The organism is Stenotrophomonas sp. 116085_Sma (assembly GCF_056479585.1).
Genome location: NZ_CM151057.1, coordinates 4,705,103 through 4,724,818 on the forward strand (window position 1 = coordinate 4,705,103; position 19,716 = coordinate 4,724,818).

General features: G+C 67.7%; 18 protein-coding genes. 7 read left to right on the plus strand and 11 right to left on the minus strand.

Annotation, left to right across the window (positions count from 1 at the left end):
* Positions 1 to 105: 105 nt before the first annotated feature.
* Positions 106 to 2,880, minus strand: coding sequence for a DNA polymerase I (polA, locus tag ACZK0Z_RS21765; protein ID WP_197619343.1), 2,775 nt, complete (start codon positions 2,878 to 2,880; stop codon positions 106 to 108).
* A gap of 98 nt (positions 2,881 to 2,978) precedes the next feature.
* Here polA and ACZK0Z_RS21770 point away from each other — a divergent pair, with 98 nt between their 5' ends.
* Positions 2,979 to 3,263, plus strand: coding sequence for a DUF2782 domain-containing protein (locus ACZK0Z_RS21770; RefSeq protein ID WP_005411628.1), 285 nt, complete (start codon positions 2,979 to 2,981; stop codon positions 3,261 to 3,263).
* A 149-nt stretch (positions 3,264 to 3,412) separates the two neighbouring features.
* Here ACZK0Z_RS21770 and ACZK0Z_RS21775 read toward each other — a convergent pair whose 3' ends face one another.
* A complete protein-coding gene (locus ACZK0Z_RS21775; protein ID WP_049427255.1) occupies positions 3,413 to 3,859 on the minus strand; it encodes a universal stress protein in 447 nt (148 codons plus the stop codon).
* A gap of 183 nt (positions 3,860 to 4,042) precedes the next feature.
* Here ACZK0Z_RS21775 and ACZK0Z_RS21780 point away from each other — a divergent pair, with 183 nt between their 5' ends.
* Entirely contained in the window at positions 4,043 to 4,189 is a 147-nt protein-coding gene (locus ACZK0Z_RS21780) for a hypothetical protein (protein WP_197632593.1), read from the plus strand.
* Between the two features lie 81 nt (positions 4,190 to 4,270).
* Here the strand turns inward: ACZK0Z_RS21780 and ACZK0Z_RS21785 are convergent, their stop codons facing one another.
* The 9 genes from ACZK0Z_RS21785 to ACZK0Z_RS21825 form a co-directional block, all read right to left on the minus strand.
* Positions 4,271 to 4,825, minus strand: coding sequence for a hypothetical protein (locus ACZK0Z_RS21785; RefSeq protein WP_197632592.1), 555 nt, complete (start codon positions 4,823 to 4,825; stop codon positions 4,271 to 4,273).
* Positions 4,826 to 4,932: 107 nt separating this feature from the next.
* Positions 4,933 to 5,259 (minus strand): low molecular weight protein tyrosine phosphatase family protein, encoded by a 327-nt coding sequence (locus tag ACZK0Z_RS21790; protein WP_197632591.1) that lies wholly within the window; start codon positions 5,257 to 5,259, stop codon positions 4,933 to 4,935.
* Positions 5,260 to 5,363: 104 nt separating this feature from the next.
* Positions 5,364 to 7,556, minus strand: a complete 2,193-nt coding sequence (gene uvrD, locus ACZK0Z_RS21795; protein ID WP_197632590.1) for a DNA helicase II — start codon at positions 7,554 to 7,556, stop codon at positions 5,364 to 5,366.
* A 9-nt stretch (positions 7,557 to 7,565) separates the two neighbouring features.
* A complete protein-coding gene (locus tag ACZK0Z_RS21800) occupies positions 7,566 to 8,987 on the minus strand; it encodes an FAD/NAD(P)-binding protein (protein ID WP_197632589.1) in 1,422 nt (473 codons plus the stop codon).
* A 45-nt stretch (positions 8,988 to 9,032) separates the two neighbouring features.
* Entirely contained in the window at positions 9,033 to 10,451 is a 1,419-nt protein-coding gene (cls, locus tag ACZK0Z_RS21805) for a cardiolipin synthase (protein WP_197632611.1), read from the minus strand.
* A gap of 231 nt (positions 10,452 to 10,682) precedes the next feature.
* A complete protein-coding gene (gene rpmG / locus ACZK0Z_RS21810) occupies positions 10,683 to 10,850 on the minus strand; it encodes a 50S ribosomal protein L33 (RefSeq protein ID WP_169411268.1) in 168 nt (55 codons plus the stop codon).
* Between the two features lie 10 nt (positions 10,851 to 10,860).
* Positions 10,861 to 11,097, minus strand: coding sequence for a 50S ribosomal protein L28 (gene rpmB, locus ACZK0Z_RS21815; RefSeq protein ID WP_005411638.1), 237 nt, complete (start codon positions 11,095 to 11,097; stop codon positions 10,861 to 10,863).
* A 324-nt stretch (positions 11,098 to 11,421) separates the two neighbouring features.
* A complete protein-coding gene (gene dnaQ / locus ACZK0Z_RS21820; RefSeq protein WP_197632588.1) occupies positions 11,422 to 11,931 on the minus strand; it encodes a DNA polymerase III subunit epsilon in 510 nt (169 codons plus the stop codon).
* A 56-nt stretch (positions 11,932 to 11,987) separates the two neighbouring features.
* Positions 11,988 to 12,881: a LysR family transcriptional regulator gene (locus ACZK0Z_RS21825; protein WP_197632587.1), complete on the minus strand. Its 894-nt coding sequence runs from the start codon at positions 12,879 to 12,881 to the stop codon at positions 11,988 to 11,990.
* Between the two features lie 109 nt (positions 12,882 to 12,990).
* On the opposite strand from ACZK0Z_RS21825, the gene ACZK0Z_RS21830 reads away from it, so the two are divergent.
* From ACZK0Z_RS21830 to ACZK0Z_RS21850, 5 genes are all read left to right on the plus strand, one after another.
* A complete protein-coding gene (locus tag ACZK0Z_RS21830; RefSeq protein WP_197632586.1) occupies positions 12,991 to 13,380 on the plus strand; it encodes a RidA family protein in 390 nt (129 codons plus the stop codon).
* A 187-nt stretch (positions 13,381 to 13,567) separates the two neighbouring features.
* Positions 13,568 to 13,900, plus strand: coding sequence for a hypothetical protein (locus ACZK0Z_RS21835; protein ID WP_049427242.1), 333 nt, complete (start codon positions 13,568 to 13,570; stop codon positions 13,898 to 13,900).
* 56 nt (positions 13,901 to 13,956) lie between these two features.
* Positions 13,957 to 15,210 (plus strand): TolC family protein, encoded by a 1,254-nt coding sequence (locus ACZK0Z_RS21840; RefSeq protein WP_197619333.1) that lies wholly within the window; start codon positions 13,957 to 13,959, stop codon positions 15,208 to 15,210.
* On the plus strand, positions 15,207 to 16,412 hold the full coding sequence (locus ACZK0Z_RS21845) for an efflux RND transporter periplasmic adaptor subunit (RefSeq protein WP_197632584.1): 1,206 nt from the start codon (positions 15,207 to 15,209) through the stop codon (positions 16,410 to 16,412). The genes ACZK0Z_RS21840 and ACZK0Z_RS21845 overlap by 4 nt, the downstream gene beginning before the upstream one ends.
* A gap of 10 nt (positions 16,413 to 16,422) precedes the next feature.
* The gene (locus ACZK0Z_RS21850) at positions 16,423 to 19,632 is read left to right on the plus strand and encodes a CusA/CzcA family heavy metal efflux RND transporter (RefSeq protein WP_197632583.1); all 3,210 of its coding nucleotides are present in this window, start codon (positions 16,423 to 16,425) and stop codon (positions 19,630 to 19,632) included.
* Positions 19,633 to 19,716 lie beyond the last annotated feature (84 nt).

Genomic DNA, 19,716 nt, shown 5'->3' on the forward strand with positions numbered 1-19,716 from the left:
TGAAGGGGCCCAATTTAATGAACCTCGATCAGGGCAACATTCATGATCGAGTCAGAAACCTCTGACGAATGAACGAATTCACGTCGTTTTCGGCCTGAAACACCCTCAGTGCGCTTCGTCCCAGTTGTTGCCGATGCCGGTATCGACCACCAGCGGCACCCGCAGTTTGGCCGCTTGCGACATGCGCTCGACCACCTGCAAACGCAACTCCTCGACGAAACTGCTTTCGGTTTCGAACACCAGTTCATCGTGTACCTGCAGGATCATCCGCGCCGGTGCACCGCTGTCACGCAGCCACTGGTCCACGTCCACCATCGCGCGCTTGATGATATCGGCGGCGGTGCCCTGCATCGGCGCGTTGATCGCAGCACGCTCGGCACCGGCGCGCAGGCCCTGGTTACGTGCATGAATGTCGTTCAGGTACAGTCGGCGGCCGAACAGGGTCTCTACATAGCCCTGGTCGCGGGCCTGCTGGCGCATCCGCTCCATGAAGTCGCGCACGCCCGGGTAGCGGCTGAAGTACAGCGCCACGTAGTCCTGCGCCTGGCCCCGGTCGATGCCCAGGTTGCGGGCCAGGCCGAAGGCGCTCATGCCGTACATCAGGCCAAAGTTGATCGCCTTGGCAGCGCGGCGCTCGTTCGGGGTCACCTCTTCCAGCGCACGCCCGAACACCTCGGCGGCGGTGGCACGGTGGACGTCGGCGCCCTGCTCGAAGGCACGCACCAGGCCCGGGTCCTCGGACAGGTGGGCCATGATCCGCAGCTCGATCTGCGAATAGTCGGCGGCCAGCAGCTGGAAGCCCTCCGGGGCGATGAACGCGCGGCGGATGCGGCGGCCATCTTCGGTGCGGATCGGGATGTTCTGCAGGTTGGGGTCCGACGAGGACAGGCGGCCGGTGGCGGCACCGGACTGGTGGTAGCTGGTGTGCACGCGGCCAGTGTCGGGGTTGACCATCTCCGGCAGCTTGTCGGTGTAGGTGCTGCGCAGCTTGGCCAGGCCGCGGTAGTCGAGGATTACCCGCGGCAGCTCGTGCTGGTCAGCAATCGCCTCCAGTGCCTCTTCATTGGTGCTGGGCTGGCCCTTCGGGGTCTTCACCACCGCCGGCAGCTTCAACTCATCGAACAGCACCGCCTGCAGCTGCTTGGGCGAATCCAGGTTGAAGCTGCGCCCAGCCAGTTCGGTGGCCTTCTGCTGCGCGGCCAGCATGCGCGAGGACAGGTCCTGGCTCTGCCGGCGCAGTTCGTCGGTGTCGATGCGCACGCCGTTGGCTTCGATCGTGGTCAGCACCGGCACCAGCGGCATCTCGATGTCGCGGTACACGCTGTCCAGCGCTGGCTCGGCCAGCAGCTGCGGCTGCAGCGCGTGGTGCAGGCGCAGGGTGATGTCGGCGTCCTCGGCGGCGTAGCGGCTGGCTTCGTCGATGCCCACCTGCGAGAACGGAATCTGCTTGGCGCCCTTGCCGGCCACGTCCTCGAACTTGATGGTGCTGTAGCCCAGGTAGCGCAGGGCCAGCGAATCCATGTCGTGGCGGGTGGCGGTGGAATTGAGCACGAAGCTCTCCAGCATCGTGTCGTCATGGTAGCCCTGTACGTCCACGCCATGGCGGCGCAGCACGTGGAGGTCGTACTTGCCGTGCTGGCCCAGCTTCTTCTTCGCCGGGTCCTGCAGCACCGGGCGCAGGGCATCGAGCACCTGCTGGAGCGGCAGCTGGGCCGGCGCCCCCGGGTAATCGTGGCCGACCGGAATGTAGGCGGCCTTGCCCGGCTCGACCGCCAGGCTGACGCCGACCAGGCGCGCGCGCATCGCGTCCAGCGCATCGGTTTCGGTATCGAAGCTGATCAGCTCGGCCTGCTGCAGGCGCTCCACCCAGGCCTGCAGCTGCTCGGGAGTCGACACCGTCTCGTATTCACCCGGCTCGGACAGCGCAGGATCCAGCGCGCCAGCGGCTGGCACCTCGGCGCTGCCACGGGCGAAGCCGGCGGCGGTGCCGCGCAGGCTCGGGGTGGCTTCGCTGGCCACTGCCGGTGCCGGCAGCGGTGCACCCAGTTCCTTCAGCGCCTGGGTGAAGCCGTAACGCGTATACAGCTCGGTCAGCTCCGGTACGTCCTGCTCGCGCAGGGCCAGCGTGGTCGGGCTGGCGTCCAGCGCCACGTCGGTGCGGATGGTCACCAGCTCGCGGTTCAGCGGCAGCCGTTCCAGTGCAGCGCGCAGGTTCTCGCCGATCTTGCCCTTCATGGTCGGCGCGGCCGCCATCACGCCGTCCAGGTGCTGGTACTCGGCCAGCCACTTGGCGGCGGTCTTCGGCCCGCACTTCTCCACGCCCGGCACGTTGTCGACCGCGTCGCCCATCAGCGCCAGCAGGTCGATGATCTGGTCGGCGCGCACGCCGAACTTCTCCATCACCGCCGCGTCCGAATCCATGCGGCTGCCGGTCATGGTGTTGACCAGCTCGATGCCCGGGCGCACCAGCTGGGCAAAGTCCTTGTCGCCGGTGGAAATGGTCACCTTCAGGTCCTGCGCCAGGCCCTGCAGGGCCAGCGTACCGATCACATCGTCGGCTTCCACGCCGGGAATGCGCAGGATGCTGATGCCCAGCGCCTCGACGATGCGGCACATCGGCTCGACCTGGCTGCGCAGCTCATCGGGCATCGGTGGGCGGTTGGCCTTGTACTGGTCGTACAGGTCGTCACGGAAGGTCTTGCCGGGCGCATCGACCACGAACGCTACGTAGGCCGGGCGCTCCTTCAGCGTCGAGCGCAGCATGTTGACCACGCCGAACAGGGCGCCGGTGGGTTCGCCCTGTGCATTGGACAGGGGCGGCAGCGCGTGGAACGCGCGGTACAGGTAACTGGACCCGTCGATCAGGACTAATCTGCTCATGGGTCGATTCTACGCGCCCGTGCCTGCACCGCGACGACACGGCACACGCGCGGCGATGGGGCATAATCAAGGCTCTATCCAGGCAAAGGCCCCCGCCGATGAAGACCCTGATGCTGGCTTCCCTGCTCCTGCTCGCTGGCTGCGCCAGCATGGGTGGCGCAGGTGCTCCCCCGGTGGACGTCAAGGGCGCCGATGTCTCCAAGCGCACCATGGACAACGGCGATGTCATCGAGGAATACCGCGTGTCCGGCCAGCTGCGCATGGTCAAGGTGACCCCGTCGCGCGGGGCTCCGTTCTACATGTACGACAAGAACGGCGACGGCCGTTTCGACAACGACAAGGACGGCGTGTCGCCGGTGTACTGGAAGCTGTACAGCTGGTGAGGTGACCGGGGCCGGATCCCTTTCCGCAGGAAAGGGCTCTGACCCCATCATGGCAAACGGCACGGCCACCACAAAAAACAACGCCGGCGCGCATCCTGCGGCCGGCGTCGGGTCCCCTCCCCGGGAACGCTTGAATCAGTGGGTGTGGATCAGCGGATGACCAGCACCGGCAGCGTGCTGCGCGCCAGCACTTCCGCGGTCTGGCTGCCCAGCAGCACGCGGGTCACGCCGCGACGGCCATGCGAGGTCATCACGATCAGATCGCTGTTGCGCTCGCCCGCCGTCTCGATGATGCCATCGGCCGCATAGCGGTCCAGCACGTGTATCGGGTTGGCGGTAATGCCCTGCTCGGCCGCCTTGGCCAGCGCGGGCTGAAGGACCTTCTGCGCGCCTTCCTCGCGGTCGGCCTTGTACTCCGGGCTGTTCATGTAGCCCACGCTCCAGCCCATGGCGTCGTACATGCCGACGGCCCACGGCTCGGAAACGGTCACGATATCGACCTCGGCATTGAGGTCCTTGGCCAGCTCCAGGCCCTTGGCCAGGCCTTTGTCGGCCAGCTCGGACCCGTCGGTGGCAATCAGGATGCGCTTGTACATGGTGGGGCTCCGTAGCGATCTGCCAGATGGGAACAACACCATTGCACACCGGATGTGCAGGCTGCGCCTTGAGCAGGATCAATCCGGCGCAGAGCAGCGGCCCGTGCGCATCGCCGGCTTGCGCGCCCGCTTACCCCCAAGCATGCTGGCCAGGCGGTATCGGGCCGCGCCAGGAAAACATGCATGCAGGACAGCAAGCCGACATCACGAAGCCCCCTCAGGATCATCCTTTGGAGCCTCATCGCCGCCTTCGTGCTGTTATACGGCGGCTATCATCTGGGCAAGGACATGGCGCTGCGTGACAACGCCCGCCAAGCAGCAGGCAAGTAAGTTGCTTCTGTAGAGCCGAGCCCATGCTCGGCTGCGGATGGAGGAGCCGAGCATGGGCTCGGCTCTACATCAGGCCCATGCTCAGGCGATCTGCACCACGCGTGCGTTCTGGCACAGCGGGTAGCTGGCCACGAACCCGGCAATCGCTTCGCGCATCGCTTCGAACGATTCACCATACATGTACAGCGCGGTTTCGGTCGGGCCCTGCCACCAGCTGCAGATCTCGCCCAGGCCGTCGATGTTCTCCGACAGCTGCTCGAACACGTGGTTGGAATCGCACTGCTCGTAGACTTCGTCCGGCAGGGTCAGGCCATCCAGGTAGATGCCCAGTCCCTCGGTCACGCCGAAGCTGCGGTCGGCCTCGCCCGCACCACGCAGCTGCGAACCCTTCGGCGCACCCAGCTGTTCCAGCAGGTCGATCAGCTTCGGCACGCCGCTCGCATCGATCAGCGCCACTTCGATATCGCCGTACTCGACCTCACCCAGATCCGACATCGCGGTGCCGCCACCAGTCAGCTCGCCCACCTGGGCAGCCTGCAGCAGCGCGTCGAGCGGGTCCTCGAACAGCTCGTGGCGATGCTCGGGCTGCAGGCGGGCGTTCAACTTCACGGTGACGTGCAGCGTGGGTTCGGTCATGGGGGCGTTCCTGGAAGATGTCGCCGCCTATTGTAGAGCCGAGCCCATGCTCGGCTGCATTTCCCGCCAGAAGCAGCCGAGCATGGGCTCGGCTCTACAACAGCCCGTCAGCGCAGGAACGGCGTGACCTTGCGCTTCAGCAGTTCCACCAGCACCGGGTCCATGTACTCGTAGTCGTCGGGGATATCCAGGCAGATCAACCGCTTGCCGTTCAGCCATGCCTTGTAGCGGCTGGACAGGCGGTTGCGGTGGGCTCTTTCCATCACGAACACCAGGTCGGCCCACTGCAGCAGCTCGGGGCTGAGCGCCTCTTCGGCGTCGGCCAGCAGCCCGGGCGAGGCGGTCTCAATGCCCGGCCAATCGGCGAAGACCTGCTCGGCGGTGGGGCTGCGCAGGCGGTTCTGGCTGCAGAGGAAGAGCACGTTGCGGGTCATGCATACTCGCCTTTGTAGAGTCGAGCCATGCTCGGCTGGTTTTCTCCGCCAACAGCAGCCGAGCATGGCTCGGCTCTACAGGAGTTCCCGCCCCTCGACGGTGATCAGATCACCGTCAGATTCGCATACGCCATCACCAGCCACTTGCTGCCGGCATCAGCAAACTCGACCTGCACGCGGGCGTGCGCGCCGCTGCCTTCATAGTCGGTCACCATGCCTTCGCCGAACTTGGGATGGGTGACCAGCGCGCCGAGCTTGACTGGCGGCGCCTCGATCGAGGCATGGCCCATCACCCGGCTGGCGCCCATCGAGGCCGGCCGCGAGACCTGCACCTTCGGGCGCACTTCGTGCAGCAGCTCGCGCGGGATCTCGCGCAGGAAGCGCGACGGCAGGCTGTAGTTGTCCTGGCCGTGGATGCGGCGCGATTCGGCATAGCTCAGCACCAGCTTCTGGCGTGCGCGGGTGATCCCCACGTAGGCCAGGCGGCGCTCTTCTTCCAGCCGCCCGCTTTCCTCCAGCGAACGTGCGCTGGGAAACAGGCCTTCTTCCAGGCCGGCCAGGAACACCAGCGGGAACTCCAGGCCCTTGGCCGAATGCAGCGTCATCAGCTGCACACCTTCCTCGCCGGCCTGCGCCTGGCCTTCGCCGGCCTCCAGCGCGGCATAGGCCAGGAACGCGACCAGCTCGTCCATGTCCTCGCCCACTTCCTCGATGTCATCGGCACGGCGCACGAAGCGCGAGGCCACCGAGACCAGTTCGTCGAGGTTGTCGGTGCGCGATTCCGAGTCCAGCGCGTTGCGGCTTTCCTTGCTCCAGTGCTCGCGCAGCTGCGAGCGGGCCAGCACGTGGTCCACGCGCTCGGCCAGGGTCATGTGCAGGGTCTGCGCCTGCAGCTCATTGACCAGCACCAGGAAGCCGGCCAGCGCATTGCGCGCGCGCGCGGCCAGTGCGCTGCCCTGGGTGACCAGCATGGTCGCTTCCCACAGCGAGATGCCCTGCGCGCGCGCCTCGCGGCGTACTTCATCCAGCGTGCGGTCGCCGATACCACGGGTGGGCGTGTTGACCGCGCGCTCGAACGCCGCGTCATCGTTGCGGTTGGACAGCAGGCGCAGGTAAGCCAGCGCGTCCTTGATCTCGGCGCGTTCGAAGAAGCGCATGCCACCGTACACGCGGTACGGCACCTGTTCGCTCAGCAGCGCTTCTTCCAGCGCGCGCGACTGCGCGTTGCTGCGGTAGAGCACGGCCACTTCGGTGTAGCTGCCACCGTCGCGCACCCACTGGCGGGCGCGCTCGACGATGTAGCGCGCCTCGTCCATTTCGTTGTACGCCGCGTACAGGTCGATCGGTTCGCCGTCGCCGCTGTCGGTCCACAGCTGCTTGCCGATGCGGTCGGGGTTGTGCGCGATCACCGCGTTGGCGGCGCCCAGGATGTTGGCGGTGGAGCGGTAGTTCTGCTCCAGGCGGATGGTCTGCGCACCCGGGAAGTCGCGCAGGAAGCCCTGCACGTTCTCGACCTTGGCGCCGCGCCAGCCGTAGATGGCCTGGTCATCGTCGCCGACCACGAACACGTGGCCGGAATCGCCGGCCAGCACGCGCACGAAGGCGTACTGGATGGCATTGGTATCCTGGAATTCGTCCACCAGGATTTCGCGGAAGCGGGCGCGGTAATGCGACAGCAGCGCCGGGTTGTCGCGCAGCAGTTCATGCGCGCGCAGCAGCAGCTCGGCGAAGTCGACCAGGCCGGCGCGGTCGCATCGCGCCTGGTACTCGATATAGGCCTGGCGCATGGTTTCCAGCCACGCATCGTGCGGCTCGGGCTGGATGTGCTGCGGGCGGCGGCCTTCGTCCTTCTGCGCGTTGATCCACCACGCGATCTGCTTGGCCGGGTACTTGCCGTCGTCCAGTTCAAGCGCCTGCACCACGCGCTTGACCAACCGCAGCTGGTCGTCCGAATCCATCACCTGGAAGCCTTCGGGCAGCCTGGCGTCCTGCCAGTGCAGGCGCAGCAGGCGGTTGGCCAGGCCGTGGAAGGTACCGATCCACATGCCGCGGCTGCCATTGGGCAGCTGGGCGTCGATGCGGTGGCGCATTTCGCCGGCCGCCTTGTTGGTGAAGGTCACCGCGAAGATGCCGTGGGTCGGCACGCCGTCGACTTCATGCAGCCAGGCGATGCGGTGGGTGAGTACGCGGGTCTTGCCGGAACCGGCACCGGCCAGCACCAGGTGGTGGCCGGGGGGAGCGGAGACGGCTTCGCGCTGGGCCGGGTTCAGGCCATCAAGCAGGTGGGAGACATCCATGCCCCCATTTTACGGCATCGCCGTCGCGGCTCCTGCGACCACTTCGGTGGCAAGCGTCTGCGCCTGCTGACGCAGTTCAGGCACCGCCAGGCTTTCCCACAGGCTGCCGATGCGCAGGCTGCCGAGCACGCCCAGCCGCGCCTGCGGCTGGCCACCGGCGGCGCACAGGCGGTCGCCCGGCACCGTGCTGTCCAGACCCAGCCCATGCGGACCGGGACGGGCCAGTCCATCTGCCTGCAGCTGCTGCAGCAAGGGATTGCGCAACGCGCTGGCGCGGGTCTCCACGCCGGTGGCGTTGATCACGCCGCCGATCGTCCAGTGCTGTTCATTGCCGTTGGCATCGCGGCCAGACAGCCGCAGGGCATCGCCTTCGCGGCCGACGCGTTGCAGGCGGGACCGGTGAATGCGCAGTTGGCCGCTTTCGATCAGCGCCTGCAGCTGTGCGTCGACCTCTTCGGCGATGCGGTGGCGATGCACGTCCCAGTAGCGCACAACATGGCGCAGGAAGCGGCGCTGGTCGGCCGCGTCGAGGCTGCACCACAGCGCCTGTCCGTGCGGACGGATGCGGTCCATCACGCCCTGCCACGGCAGCCCGTCGGCCTGCGCCTGGCGAGCGAACCCGCGCAATGCGCGCAGGCGCTGGCGCAGGCGCATCGGCAGCAACGTGGCCGGGTCGAACGTGGGCAGGCCGCCATGCGCATGCGGCAGCGGCAGCAGGCCATGGCGCGAGATCACGTGCAGCGGGCCGGTGTGGCCGGCGGCAACCAACGCCAGCACGGTGTCGGCCATGCTCAGGCCGGAGCCGACGATGGCCACGGCATGGTTGCCGGCCAGGGTCCGCACGCCGTCGTAGTCCCAGGCCTCGATCACGTCATCGGCGGGCAGCGCGTCGGCGCCGGCCACCGGCAGCGGGCGCATGCTGTTGCCGGTGGCCAGCACCGCCTGCGCGGCGTGCAGCGTGCTGCCATCGCCGAGTGCCAGCTGGTAGCCGTGGTCATCCGGTTGCAGGCCCAGCACCGGCTGCGAGATCACCTGCAGCAGTGCGGGGCTGGCGGCCACGGCCTCCTGCAGGCGCTGCTGCAGGTAGGCAGCAAAGTAATGGCGACACACGTAACGCTCGCCCATCACCTCGCGCGCCTCGCCCGGGTAGGCGTTGGCAGCCACCAGATAGTCGAGGAAATCGCCGGGCTGGTCGGCAAACGCACTCATCTTTGCCGCCGGTACGTTCAGCAGGTGCTCCGGCCATGGCGTGGCATAGGCGATGCCCTGGGCCAGCTGCGAGGCGGGTTCGAAGAGGGCCAGCACCAGCGGCGCGTGGGCCTGGCGCAGTACCTGGATCGCCACCAGCACCCCGGCCGCACCACCACCGATGATCGCCAGGTCCAGTTCGCCATTACGCGGTGAATCAGTCATGCGCCGATTGTAGGCCATCGGCGATGACAGGCCGGATTGCCGAAACGGGCGGCCGGCATTGCCTTACATCAACGCATCGGCCAAGCGTGCGATGCCCTCGCGGCTGCGCCACCAGGCAGGCCGTTTGCGCCATTGCTGCAGATCCAGCTGCCGCGATTCACGCAGATAGCCATCCTCGATCGCATACAGCTGCTGCACCAGCGCGCGGTCGTAGCAGATCAGGCCGATTTCGGCATTCAGCGCAAACGAGCGGATATCCATGTTGATCGAACCGAGTACGGCGATGTCCTCGTCCACGCTCATGTGCTTGGCATGCAGGAACTGCGGCTCGTACAACGCGATGCGTACGCCACAGCGCAGCAGCTCGTCGTAGTAGGCCTCCTGTGCCCACGAGGTCAGCCGCTGGTTGTTGCTGGCCGACAGGATCAGCTGCACCTCCACGCCGGACAACGCGGCAATGCGCAGCGCGCTCAGCGTGGCCTCGTCGGGCACGAAGTACGGCGTGACCATCACCAGCCGTCGCCGTGCCAGGTGGATCAGCGCCGCCACCGCATCGCGCGCGTTGCTGTACGGGTAGGCCGGGCCACTGGGCAGCAGCTGGGTGGCGATGTCGTCGCTGCACTCGGGCACATCGGCAATCACGTCCAGGCGCTGGCCGGTTTCCATGTACCAGTCGCTGGCGAACACCGCTTCCAGATGCGCCACCGCCGGGCCACGCACGCGCGCCACCAGCTCGCGGTTCGGGTGGCCGGGCACGAACTGCGGGCCGGCCAGGTTCTGCGAACCGACATAGGCCACTTCGTTGTCGATCACCGCGATCTTGCGGTGGTTGCGCAGGTCCATGCGCCCGCTGCGGCGCCAGCGCAGGCCACCGGGCAGCATTGCGCGCACTTCGATGTCGCGCGCTTCCAGGCGCTTGCGGTAGGCGCGCAGACCGCGCTTGGCGCCCACCGCATCGAGCAGCACGCGGCACTGCACGCCACGCGCGGCAGCGCGCTGCAATGCCTCGACGATCGCCTCGCCCACCGCATCGTCGAACATCAGGTAGTACAGCAGGTGCACGCGGTCTTCGGCCTGGTCGATGTCGGCGATGAGCGTGTGCAGCGATTCGTCGTAGTCGGTCAGCAGATCGACCGCATTGCCGTGCACCGGCATGAAATCGCCCTGGCGCTGCACCAGCGGCACGATCTCGGCGCTGGCGGTGTCCGGCTGCGGGGTCCAGCGCAGGCGGTGCTGCAGCGCCTGTTCCTCGCGGATCACCTGCGAGGCTTCGGCCTGGCGGCGGATGCGCTCGCGCGACAGCCACGGGTGGCCGAACAGCAGGTACAGCGGCAGGCCCAGCAGCGGCACGAAGCCGACCAGCAGCAGCCAGCTGCGCGCCGCCCCCGGCGTGGTGCGGGTGGGAATCCAGCACAGCGCGACCAGCCGGATCAGCCAGTCGATCAGCAGCAGATACGAACCCAGCAACCACTCGAACAGCATCGCGTCGCCCGTCGGGAGGTGATGGGCCATTCTGCCCAGCAGGGTGTGTAGAGTCGAGCCGCGCTGGACGGCCTTGAACCAGCGTGTCGACCAAGGTCGACACCTACCAGGCGCGGGGACAGCGCGCCGACCCACGGTCGGAACCCACAGGCACCCACCACGGGAACATCGGGCATGAAAAAACCCGCCACATGGGCGGGTTTCTTCGCGGGGACCAGCAATCCTTGCGGATTACTTGATCTTGCCTTCCTTGTACAGGACGTGCTTGCGCACGACCGGATCGTACTTCAGGAATTCCATCTTCCCCGGGGTGTTCTTCTTGTTCTTGTCGGTCGTGTAGAAGTGGCCGGTACCGGCCGAGGAAATCATACGGACCTTATCGCGCTTGCCTGCCATGATGCTTTACTCCTCAGACCTTTTCGCCGCGCGCACGCAGCTCAGCCAGAACGGAATCAATGCCGTTCTTGTCGATGGTGCGCAGTGCATGCGCGGAAACACGAAGCTTGACCCAGCGGTTCTCGCTGGCCACCCAGAAACGGCGCTCGTGCAGATTCGGCAGGAAACGACGACGGGTCTTGTTGTTGGCGTGCGAGACGTTGTTACCCGTCTGCACTCGCTTGCCGGAAACCTGGCATACGCGGGACATTGCGCACCTCGATAGTAGTAGTTGTCAGCCCGTAGCCCGGGAGACGGCGGCCTCGATGGTTGCCCACCACACGTCAAGAGAATCAAAGGGTTACGCTGGCGTTGGGCGGCCGGGGACGTGCTCCCGGGGGCGCCGCCCGGTAGAAAACCGGACACAGCGAGCCGCGCATTATGCACGGGCTCAAGCACTTGCGCAAGTTACCCACAGGCTGCGGCTGAACACGGCGGCGGGAGCCCTTGTAGAGCCGAGCCCACGCTCGGCTCTGGCATTCCGGGACACAGCAGCCGAGCATGGGCTCAGCTCTACAACAACGACCGGGCCGGTTCAGCGCAGGTGCGGGATGACCTGGGCCAGCAGATGGGCGTCCTTCAGCGCGCCGTGCAGGCCACGCGTCCCTGGAATGCGCAGGCGCTGCAGCACATCGTCCAACTTGTTGCCCTGGCCGGGCCAGCGCCCGCGCGCCAGCTTCAGGCTGCAGGTGATGCGGCAGTGCTGGGCCAGCGTGGCGGGAATGCCGGCCAGGCGCAGCTCATTGTCGAGGAAACCCACATCGAACGTGGCGTTGTGCGCGACCATCTCGCTGCCGCGCAGGAATTCCAGCAGTTCGGCGGCCTTGCTGGCGAACAGCGGCTTGCCCACCAGCATCGCATCGCTGATGCCATGCACGCGCTGTGCGCCCCAGTCGACCCTGCGCTGCGGTTGCAGGTAGGTGTGGAACTGGCGCCCGGTGAGCTGGCCGTCGATCAGTTCGACGGCACCGATTTCGATCACCCGGTGCCCCAGGCGGTGGGAGATGCCGGTGGTTTCGGTATCCAGTGCAACGATGCGGCTCATGCGTGGCGATGTTTCCTGTTACGTGCGGTGGTGATTTTCGCACGCGACCGATGCACTCACCCCAGCGCTTCCACCACCCAATCAATGAACACCCGCAACCGCTGGCTCATGTGCCGGTTCGGCGGGAACATCACGTGCATCGGCATCGACGGCAGTTGCCAGTCCTCCAGTAGCGGCAGCAACTCGCCGCGCGCCACGTGCGGTTCGGCCATGTAGCTGGGCAGCGCCACCACGCCGAGTCCGGCCAACGCAGCGGCCAGATAGGCGTTTCCGTCATCGAAGCCGACCGTATAGCGGCCCTGCACCTCAACGCGTTCATCGCCGCGCTGCGCGCTGAACACCCGCGCCCGGCCACTGCGCGGGCTGAGAAAGCCGACCATGTGGTGATCGGGCCCTTGCAGCGCGCGCGGATCGGTCGGCAGGCCGAAACGCTGCACATACCCGGGGCTGGCGTGGAAACCAATCGGCAGCGCCGCCAGCGGTCGCGCCACCAGTGCCGGGTCGGTCGGGGTGCCACCCCGGATCACACAGTCGACGTTGTCGGCGATGACATCGACTTCGCGGTCGCTCACGCCGACGTCCAGCTGGATCTCCGGGTAGCGCGCCTGGAACTCCGGCAGCGCCGGCACCAGCCGTAGTCGCGCGTAGGGTCCGGGCACATCCACGCGCAGGCGCCCGCGCGGCTGGGCGGCCGCGTCGCCCAGCCCGCCCTCCACCTCTTCCAGCTCGGCCAGCAGGCGGGCGATGCGCGGGTAGTAGGCCGCGCCGTCGGCGGTGACGCTGACCCGGCGCGTGGTGCGGTTGAGCAGGCGCAGCCGCAGGTGTGCCTCCAGCTGCTGCACCAGCTGGGTGACCGTGGTGCGGCTGATCTGCAGCGTGTGCGCCGCACGGGTGAAGCTGCCGGTTTCCACCACCCGGGCAAACGCCCGCATCGCCTCGAAGCGGTCCATCGAACTGCCATGATTGTTTGGAATTGACAATCAATCTAGGCCGATCATCGCGGTTTATCCAGACAGCGCTGGCGCGGAGGATGGCGTTCTCTCCCACGGGATCTTCCCCATGTCACAGCGTGATGTCGTTTTCCCCGCCGGGCGGCAGGCCCTGTACGCGCACAACCGCTACTCGCCGGCGATCCGGTCCGATGGCTTCCTGTTCGTTTCCGGCCAGGTCGGCAGCCGCGAGGACGGTTCGCCCGAGCCGGACTTCGAAACCCAGGTGCGCCGCGCCTTCGAGAATCTCAATGCGGTGTTGGCTGCCGCAGGCTGCACGTTCGATGACGTGATCGACGTGACCGTGTTCCTGGTCGATCCGGAGAAGAACTTCGAGAAGGCCTGGGCGATCGTGCCCGAGTACTGGGGCCAGGCGCCGCACCCGACCCTGACCGGCATCGGTGTGACCTGGCTGTACGGGTTCCAGTTCGAGATCAAGGTGATCGCGAAGCTGCCGTGACCTTCGCTGTAGAGCCGAGCCCATGCTCGGCTGAGCGCGCAACAGCAGCCGAGCATGGGCTCGGCTCTACAGAAGCGCAGCCCGGTGGGCCGAAAGGGCCGCCCCACCTGAACGGGAGATTCCGACGAATTCCCGAAGCGGCCATTGATATTGTATCCGGCGAAAACCGCTTGCTAGCCTCCCCTTCATGCGCTGGATCACCCGCCACCTCCGTTCGACCCTGCTGATGCTGCTGATGGCGGCATTCGTGGTCGTGCCGGTGGCCGACGCGCTGGCGTGCACGGTGGAACCGCACGCCAGCACGGTGCATGTGGAGTCCGCACCGGATTCCGATGGCGACAGCGACGGCAAGCATGTCGGTGCCTGTGGCCACAACCACTGCCACCATTCCAACCTGAGCCTGCCGGCACACACGCTGGCCGCGTTCGGGGCGCCACTGCCGGCGCGCTGGATGAGTGCGGGCGATGCGGCGGCCTATGCGGTTGCCCAGGATGAATTGACGCGTCCACCCCGGGCGTGAGTTGAGCGCGTCCCGCGATTGCGGGCTCCCGTTTCACTCACAACCGGAATCCCCCTATGTCGATCCTGACACCTCGGTCGCCGCGTGCGGCCGGGCTGGTCGTCGCTGTGCTGCTGGGCCTGGCCCCGGCGGCATCGGTGATGGCGCAAGCCGCCCCCTCCTACGACACCCTGCTTGAACGCCTGGACCAGCTGCCCGGCACCCGTGTGGGTACGGCACTGGCCGAGGCCGCCGATGCGCGCGCCGACCAGGCCCGTGCGCTGCCCAATCCCTCCCTTTCCTGGTCGGCCGAGAATGCCTGGGGCTCCGGCACCTACCGTGGCATGGGCAAGGCCGATACCGTGCTCACCCTGTCCCAGCCGCTGGAGGTCTGGGGCCAGCGTGGCGCGCGCGTTCGTGCCGCCCGGGCCGAGGCACAAGCCGCTGCCCTGCGTGGTTCGCAGAGCCGCAGTGATGTCGCCAGCCAACTGGCGGCGGTCTACGCACAGGCGGAAAGTGCATTGCGTCGTTACGCCCTCGCCGGCGAAGCGTTGACCCTGACCCGCGACGATGCGGCTGCCGTCAATGCGATGGTCAAGCAAGGCCGCGAACCGCAGCTGCGCGCAGTGCAGGCGCAGAGCGAAGTGGCCAACGCCAGCGCCGCGCTGGATGAGGCACAGGCCTTCCGCGATGCCGCACTGGCCCGCCTGGCCGGCACCGCGCTGCTGGATGCGCCGGTGCAGTCGATCGACAACAGCCTGCTCGATCGCGTGCCACCGCTGCCGCGCGGGGCCACCGATACCGCACTGGCAGTGCGCATCGCCGAAGCCGAAGCCGATGCGGCGGGCAAGCTGGTGGACGTGGAGCGCAAGCGCGCCCTGCCCGACCTCAGCGTCACCGCCGCGCAGACCCGCTTCCGCGAAGGCGGCGAGCGTGCCTACAACCTCGGGCTCAGCCTCAGCATCCCGTTGTTCGACCGTAACCGTGGCGGCATCCGCGCCGCCAACGCCGACCAGCGCGCGGCCGAAGCGCGCCTGGACCAGCAGCGTCGCGACAGCGAGGCCGAGCGCCTGTCCGCCGTGGCCGGTCTGAAGGCCGCCGGCAGCCGTACCCGCGCCGCCGATGAAAGCGTGGTCGCCGCCGAAGAGGCCTATCGCCTCGCGCGCGTCGGCTTCGACGCCGGACGCATCTCGCAGCTGGAGCTGCGCAGCACGCGCAGCGCCCTCATCGCCGCCCGCGGCACCGCCGTGGATGCGCGCCTGTCGCGCGTCGCCGCGGAAATCGATCTTGCCCGCCTGGAAGGGCGCGCACCCTTTGTGGAGGCCCCATGACTCTCTCCCGTTCCTTCCCCCTGATCGGCGGCCTCCTGCTGACCGTGTTCCTGGCTGGCTGCGCTGGCAACGCGCAGACGCCTGCCAATGAAGACCCCGCTGCGGCCAAGGCCGGCACCGACGATGGCCATGGCCACGCCGCCGACAGCAAGGACGCCAAGGCAGAAACCGCGAAGGCGCCGGCAGACGCCGATGAAGGCGTGGTGCAGCTGACCCCGGAGCAGATCAAGGCCTCCGGTATCGAAGTGGTTGCCGTCGGTCGCGGCGGTGGCGGTTCAACCCGCCTCGCAGGCCGGGTCGAGCCCTCGGTCGGTGCGCGTGCCTCGGTGGCCTCCACTGTGACTGGCCGCGTTGAACGCGTGCTCGTTGCACCGGGCACCGCGGTGAAACAGAACCAGGCACTGGCCATCGTGGTCAGCGGCGAGGCGGCGGTGTTCCGTGCCAATGCGCTGGCCGCATCTGCCGAAGCCGAAGCCGCGCGCCTGGCCTATGGCCGCGACAAGGCGCTGGTCGACCAGGGCGTGGTCGCGCGCCAGGAGATGGAGGCCTCGCGCGCTCGTTCGCTGGCGGCACAGGCCCAGGCCGCGGCCGCGCAGGCCCAGGCCGCCGCCAACGGCGCGCCCGATGCCAGTGGCCGCGTGCGCATCACCAGTCCGGTGGCCGGCATCGTCGGCAACGTGCAGGTCACTCCGGGCGGCGTGGTCGCTGCCGGCAGCGCGGTGGCCGATGTCGCCGACCCGGCGATGAACGAACTGGTGTTCACCGCGCCGCCCGCGCTGGCCGCACAGGTCACGCCCGGCATGAAGCTGGAAGTGAGCGTACCGGGTGGCAGCTTCACCGCTACCGTCACCGGTTCGGCCGCCGATGTGCGGCAGCAGGGCGGCGTCGCGGTGATCCGTGCCACGCCGGTGGATGCGTCGCTGCCGCCGGCGGGTTCGCCGGTATCGGCGGTGGTGGTCACCGAGGGCCAGGACGGCTCGCTCAGCGTGCCCGCCGATGCGGTGCAGAACGTCGATGGCAGCAGCGCGGTGTTCGTCGCCGTCGAAGGCGGCTTCAAGGCGCAGCCGGTCCTCGCCGGACGCCGTGCCGGCGACCGCATCGAGATCCTCGGTGGGCTGACCGGAAACGAGCGCATCGTCGGTGCCAACGCCTTCCTGCTCAAGGCCGAACTGGCCAAGGGCGAAGCCGAGCACGGCCACTGAGGAGGCGACCATGTTCAAGCTGATCATTGAAACAGCGGTGCGCCACCGCTGGCTGGTGGTGTTCATGGCCGCGTTGATCGCCGCCGTGGGCCTGTTCCAGCTGGGCAAGCTGCCGATCGACGCGGTGCCGGACATCACCAACCGCCAGGTGCAGATCAATACGGTGGCACCTGCACTGACCCCGGAGCAGATCGAGCGGCAGGTGACCTACCCGCTGGAAACCGCGCTGGCCGGCATTCCCGGCCTGTCCACCACGCGTTCGCTGTCGCGCAATGGCTTCTCGCAGGTCACCGCGATCTTCACCGATGCCACCGACATCTACTTCGCACGCCAGCAGGTGGCCGAACGCATGCGCGAAGCGGCCGATGACCTGCCCGATGGCGCATCGCCGATGCTGTCGCCGGTCACCACCGGCCTCGGCGAAGTGCTGATGTGGACGGTGGACTTCACTACGTTCGATCCGGCCAAGCTGGCCAAGCCCGGTGAAGCCGGCTGGCAGGCCGGTGAGGTCTACCGCACACCGGAAGGCAACCTGCTGCGCACGCCGGAAGAGCGCGCGACCTACCTGCGCACCGTGCAGGACTGGATCATCGCGCCGCAGATGCGCTCCAGCCCCGGGCTGGCCGGTGTCGATACGGTCGGCGGCTACGTCAAGGAATACGGCGTGCATCCGGACAGCGCGCGGCTGGCCGCGCATGGCCTCGGCCTGGCCGATCTGGTCACTGCCCTGCAGCGCTCCAACGTGCAGGCCGGCGCCGGTTTCGTGCAGCGTGCCGGCGAAGGTCTGGTGGTGCGTGCCGATGGCCTGGCGCTGACCACCGAGGATCTTGCACAGGCGCCGGTGGCTACCCGCAATGGCGTGGTGGTGCGCGTGGCCGATGTGGCCACCGTGGAACTGAGCCGCGCGCCGCGCCTGGGTGCAGCCAGCCGCAACGGCCACGAGGCCGTGCTGGGCACCGCGCTGATGATTGCCGGTGGCAACAGCCGCACCGTGGCGCAGGCCGCGGCCGCACGCCTGGAACAGGTCAACAAATCGCTGCCGCCCGACATCGTGGCGGCGCCGGTGCTGGACCGCAGCGTGCTGGTCAATTCCACCATCAAGACCGTGGCCAAGAACCTCACCGAGGGCGCGCTGCTGGTGGTGGTGGTGCTGTTCCTGCTGCTGGGCAACCTGCGTGCGGCGACGATCACCGCGCTGGTGATTCCGCTGTCGTTCCTGTTCGCAGTGATCGGCATGAACCGCTTCGGCATCAGCGGCAACCTGATGAGCCTGGGCGCGCTGGACTTCGGCATCCTGGTGGACGGTGCGGTGATCGTGGTTGAGTCGACGCTGCTGATGCTGGGCCAGCGCCGCGCCGAACTGGGCCGTGCGCTGACCGCGATGGAACGCCTGCGCGTGGCCGCCGATTCGGCGTTGAAGATGGCGCGGCCGGCGGCGTTCGGACAGCTGATCATCCTGCTGGTGTTCGCGCCGATCCTCACGCTGGAAGGCGTGGAAGGCAAGACGTTCCACCCGATGGCGGCGACCTTCATGCTGGCCCTGGTCGGTGCCTTCATCTTCTCCTTCACTTTCGTGCCGGCGATGGCCGCGCTGCTGGTGCGCGAGCCGAAGCTGAAGGACGGCGAAGCCCATACCGACGATGGCGAGCACGAAACGAAGCTGATCCGCGTGCTGCGCGCGCGCATCGAACCGGTGGTGCGCAAGGCCGTGGCACATCCGCGCACGGTGCTGGCCGGTGCGGTGATGATGGTGGTCGTGGGCATCGGCTCGTTCTCGCTGCTGGGTCGCGAGTTCATGCCGACGCTGGACGAAGGCAACGTGGCGATGCAGGCCCTGCGCGTGCCGTCGACCTCGCTGGAGCAGTCGCTGGCGATGCAGCTGGCGCTGGAAAAAGCGATCGCCAAGCAGCCGGAAGTGGAAACCGTGTTCTCGCGCACCGGTACCGCCGAGGCGGCGATCGACCCGATGCCGACCAACATCTCCGACAGCGTGATCGTGCTGAAGCCGCGCAAGGACTGGCCCGATCCGAAGCTGGCCAAGGACGCACTGGTGGCGCGTTTCGAGAAACTGGCTGGGCAGCAGCTGGGCAACAGCTTCGAGTTCAGCCAGCCGATCGAGCTGCGCTTCAACGAGCTGATTTCCGGCGTGCGTACCGACCTGGCGGTGATGATCTTCGGCGATGACTTCAGCCAGCTGCAGAAGGTGGCCGACCAGGTGGCGCTGAAGCTGCGTGCGGTGGATGGCGCCGCCGATGTGCGGGTGGAACAGATTTCCGGCCTGCCCACGCTGAACGTGGCGATCGACCACGTGGCGGCGGCGCAGTACGGGCTGACCGCAGCGGACGTGAGTGATGCGCTGTCCACCGGCATCGGCGGTACCGCGGCAGGCAAGATCTTCGAAGGTGATCGCCGCTTCAACGTGGTGGTGCGCCTGGACGATGCCTCGCGCAACGATCCGGACCAGCTGGCGTCACTGCCGATCGCCACGCCGTCGGGGCTGGTGATTCCACTGTCGTCGGTGGCCCGCATCACGGTCAGCGAAGGACCGAACCAGATCAGCCGCAACAACGGCAGCCGCCGCGTGGTGGTGCAGGCCAACGTGCGTGGGCGCGACCTGGGTGGTTTTGTGGGCGAGGCGCAGGCCGCCGTGGCCGATGTGGCGCTGCCACCGGGCGCCTACCTGACCTGGGGCGGCCAGTTCGAGAACCTGCAGCGCGCGGAGAAGCGGCTGGCGACGGTGGTGCCGGTGGTGTTCCTGCTGATCGGCAGCCTGCTGTTCATGGCCCTGCGCAGCGGCAAGGAAGCCATTCTGGTGTTCAGCTGCGTGCCGTTGGCGCTGGTCGGCGGCATCCTCGCGCTGCTGCTGCGTGGCATGCCGTTCTCGGTGTCGGCGGCGGTCGGCTTCATCGCCGTCTCCGGCGTGGCGACCTTGAACGGCCTGGTGCTGATGCAGGCGATCCGCGAACGCCTGGATGCCGGCGACCTGCCGCTGCAGGCGGCGATCAACGGTGCTTCCAGCCGCATCCGCGCGGTGCTGACCACGGCGCTGGTGGCGATCGTCGGCTTCATTCCGATGGCGATTGCCAGTGGTTCCGGAGCGGAAGTGCAGAAGCCGCTGGCGACGGTGGTGATCGGTGGCCTGATCACGGCTACCGTGCTGACCCTGCTGGTGCTGCCGACGTTTGCCGCGCGCGTGGCCAAGCCACGGGCGGTGGGGTGAGCTGAGAGGGGGTCGGAGCCCTTTCCGTGGGAAAGGGATCCGACCCCGTGACCGGGTCGGATCCCCGCCCTTCGGGCGGGGCTC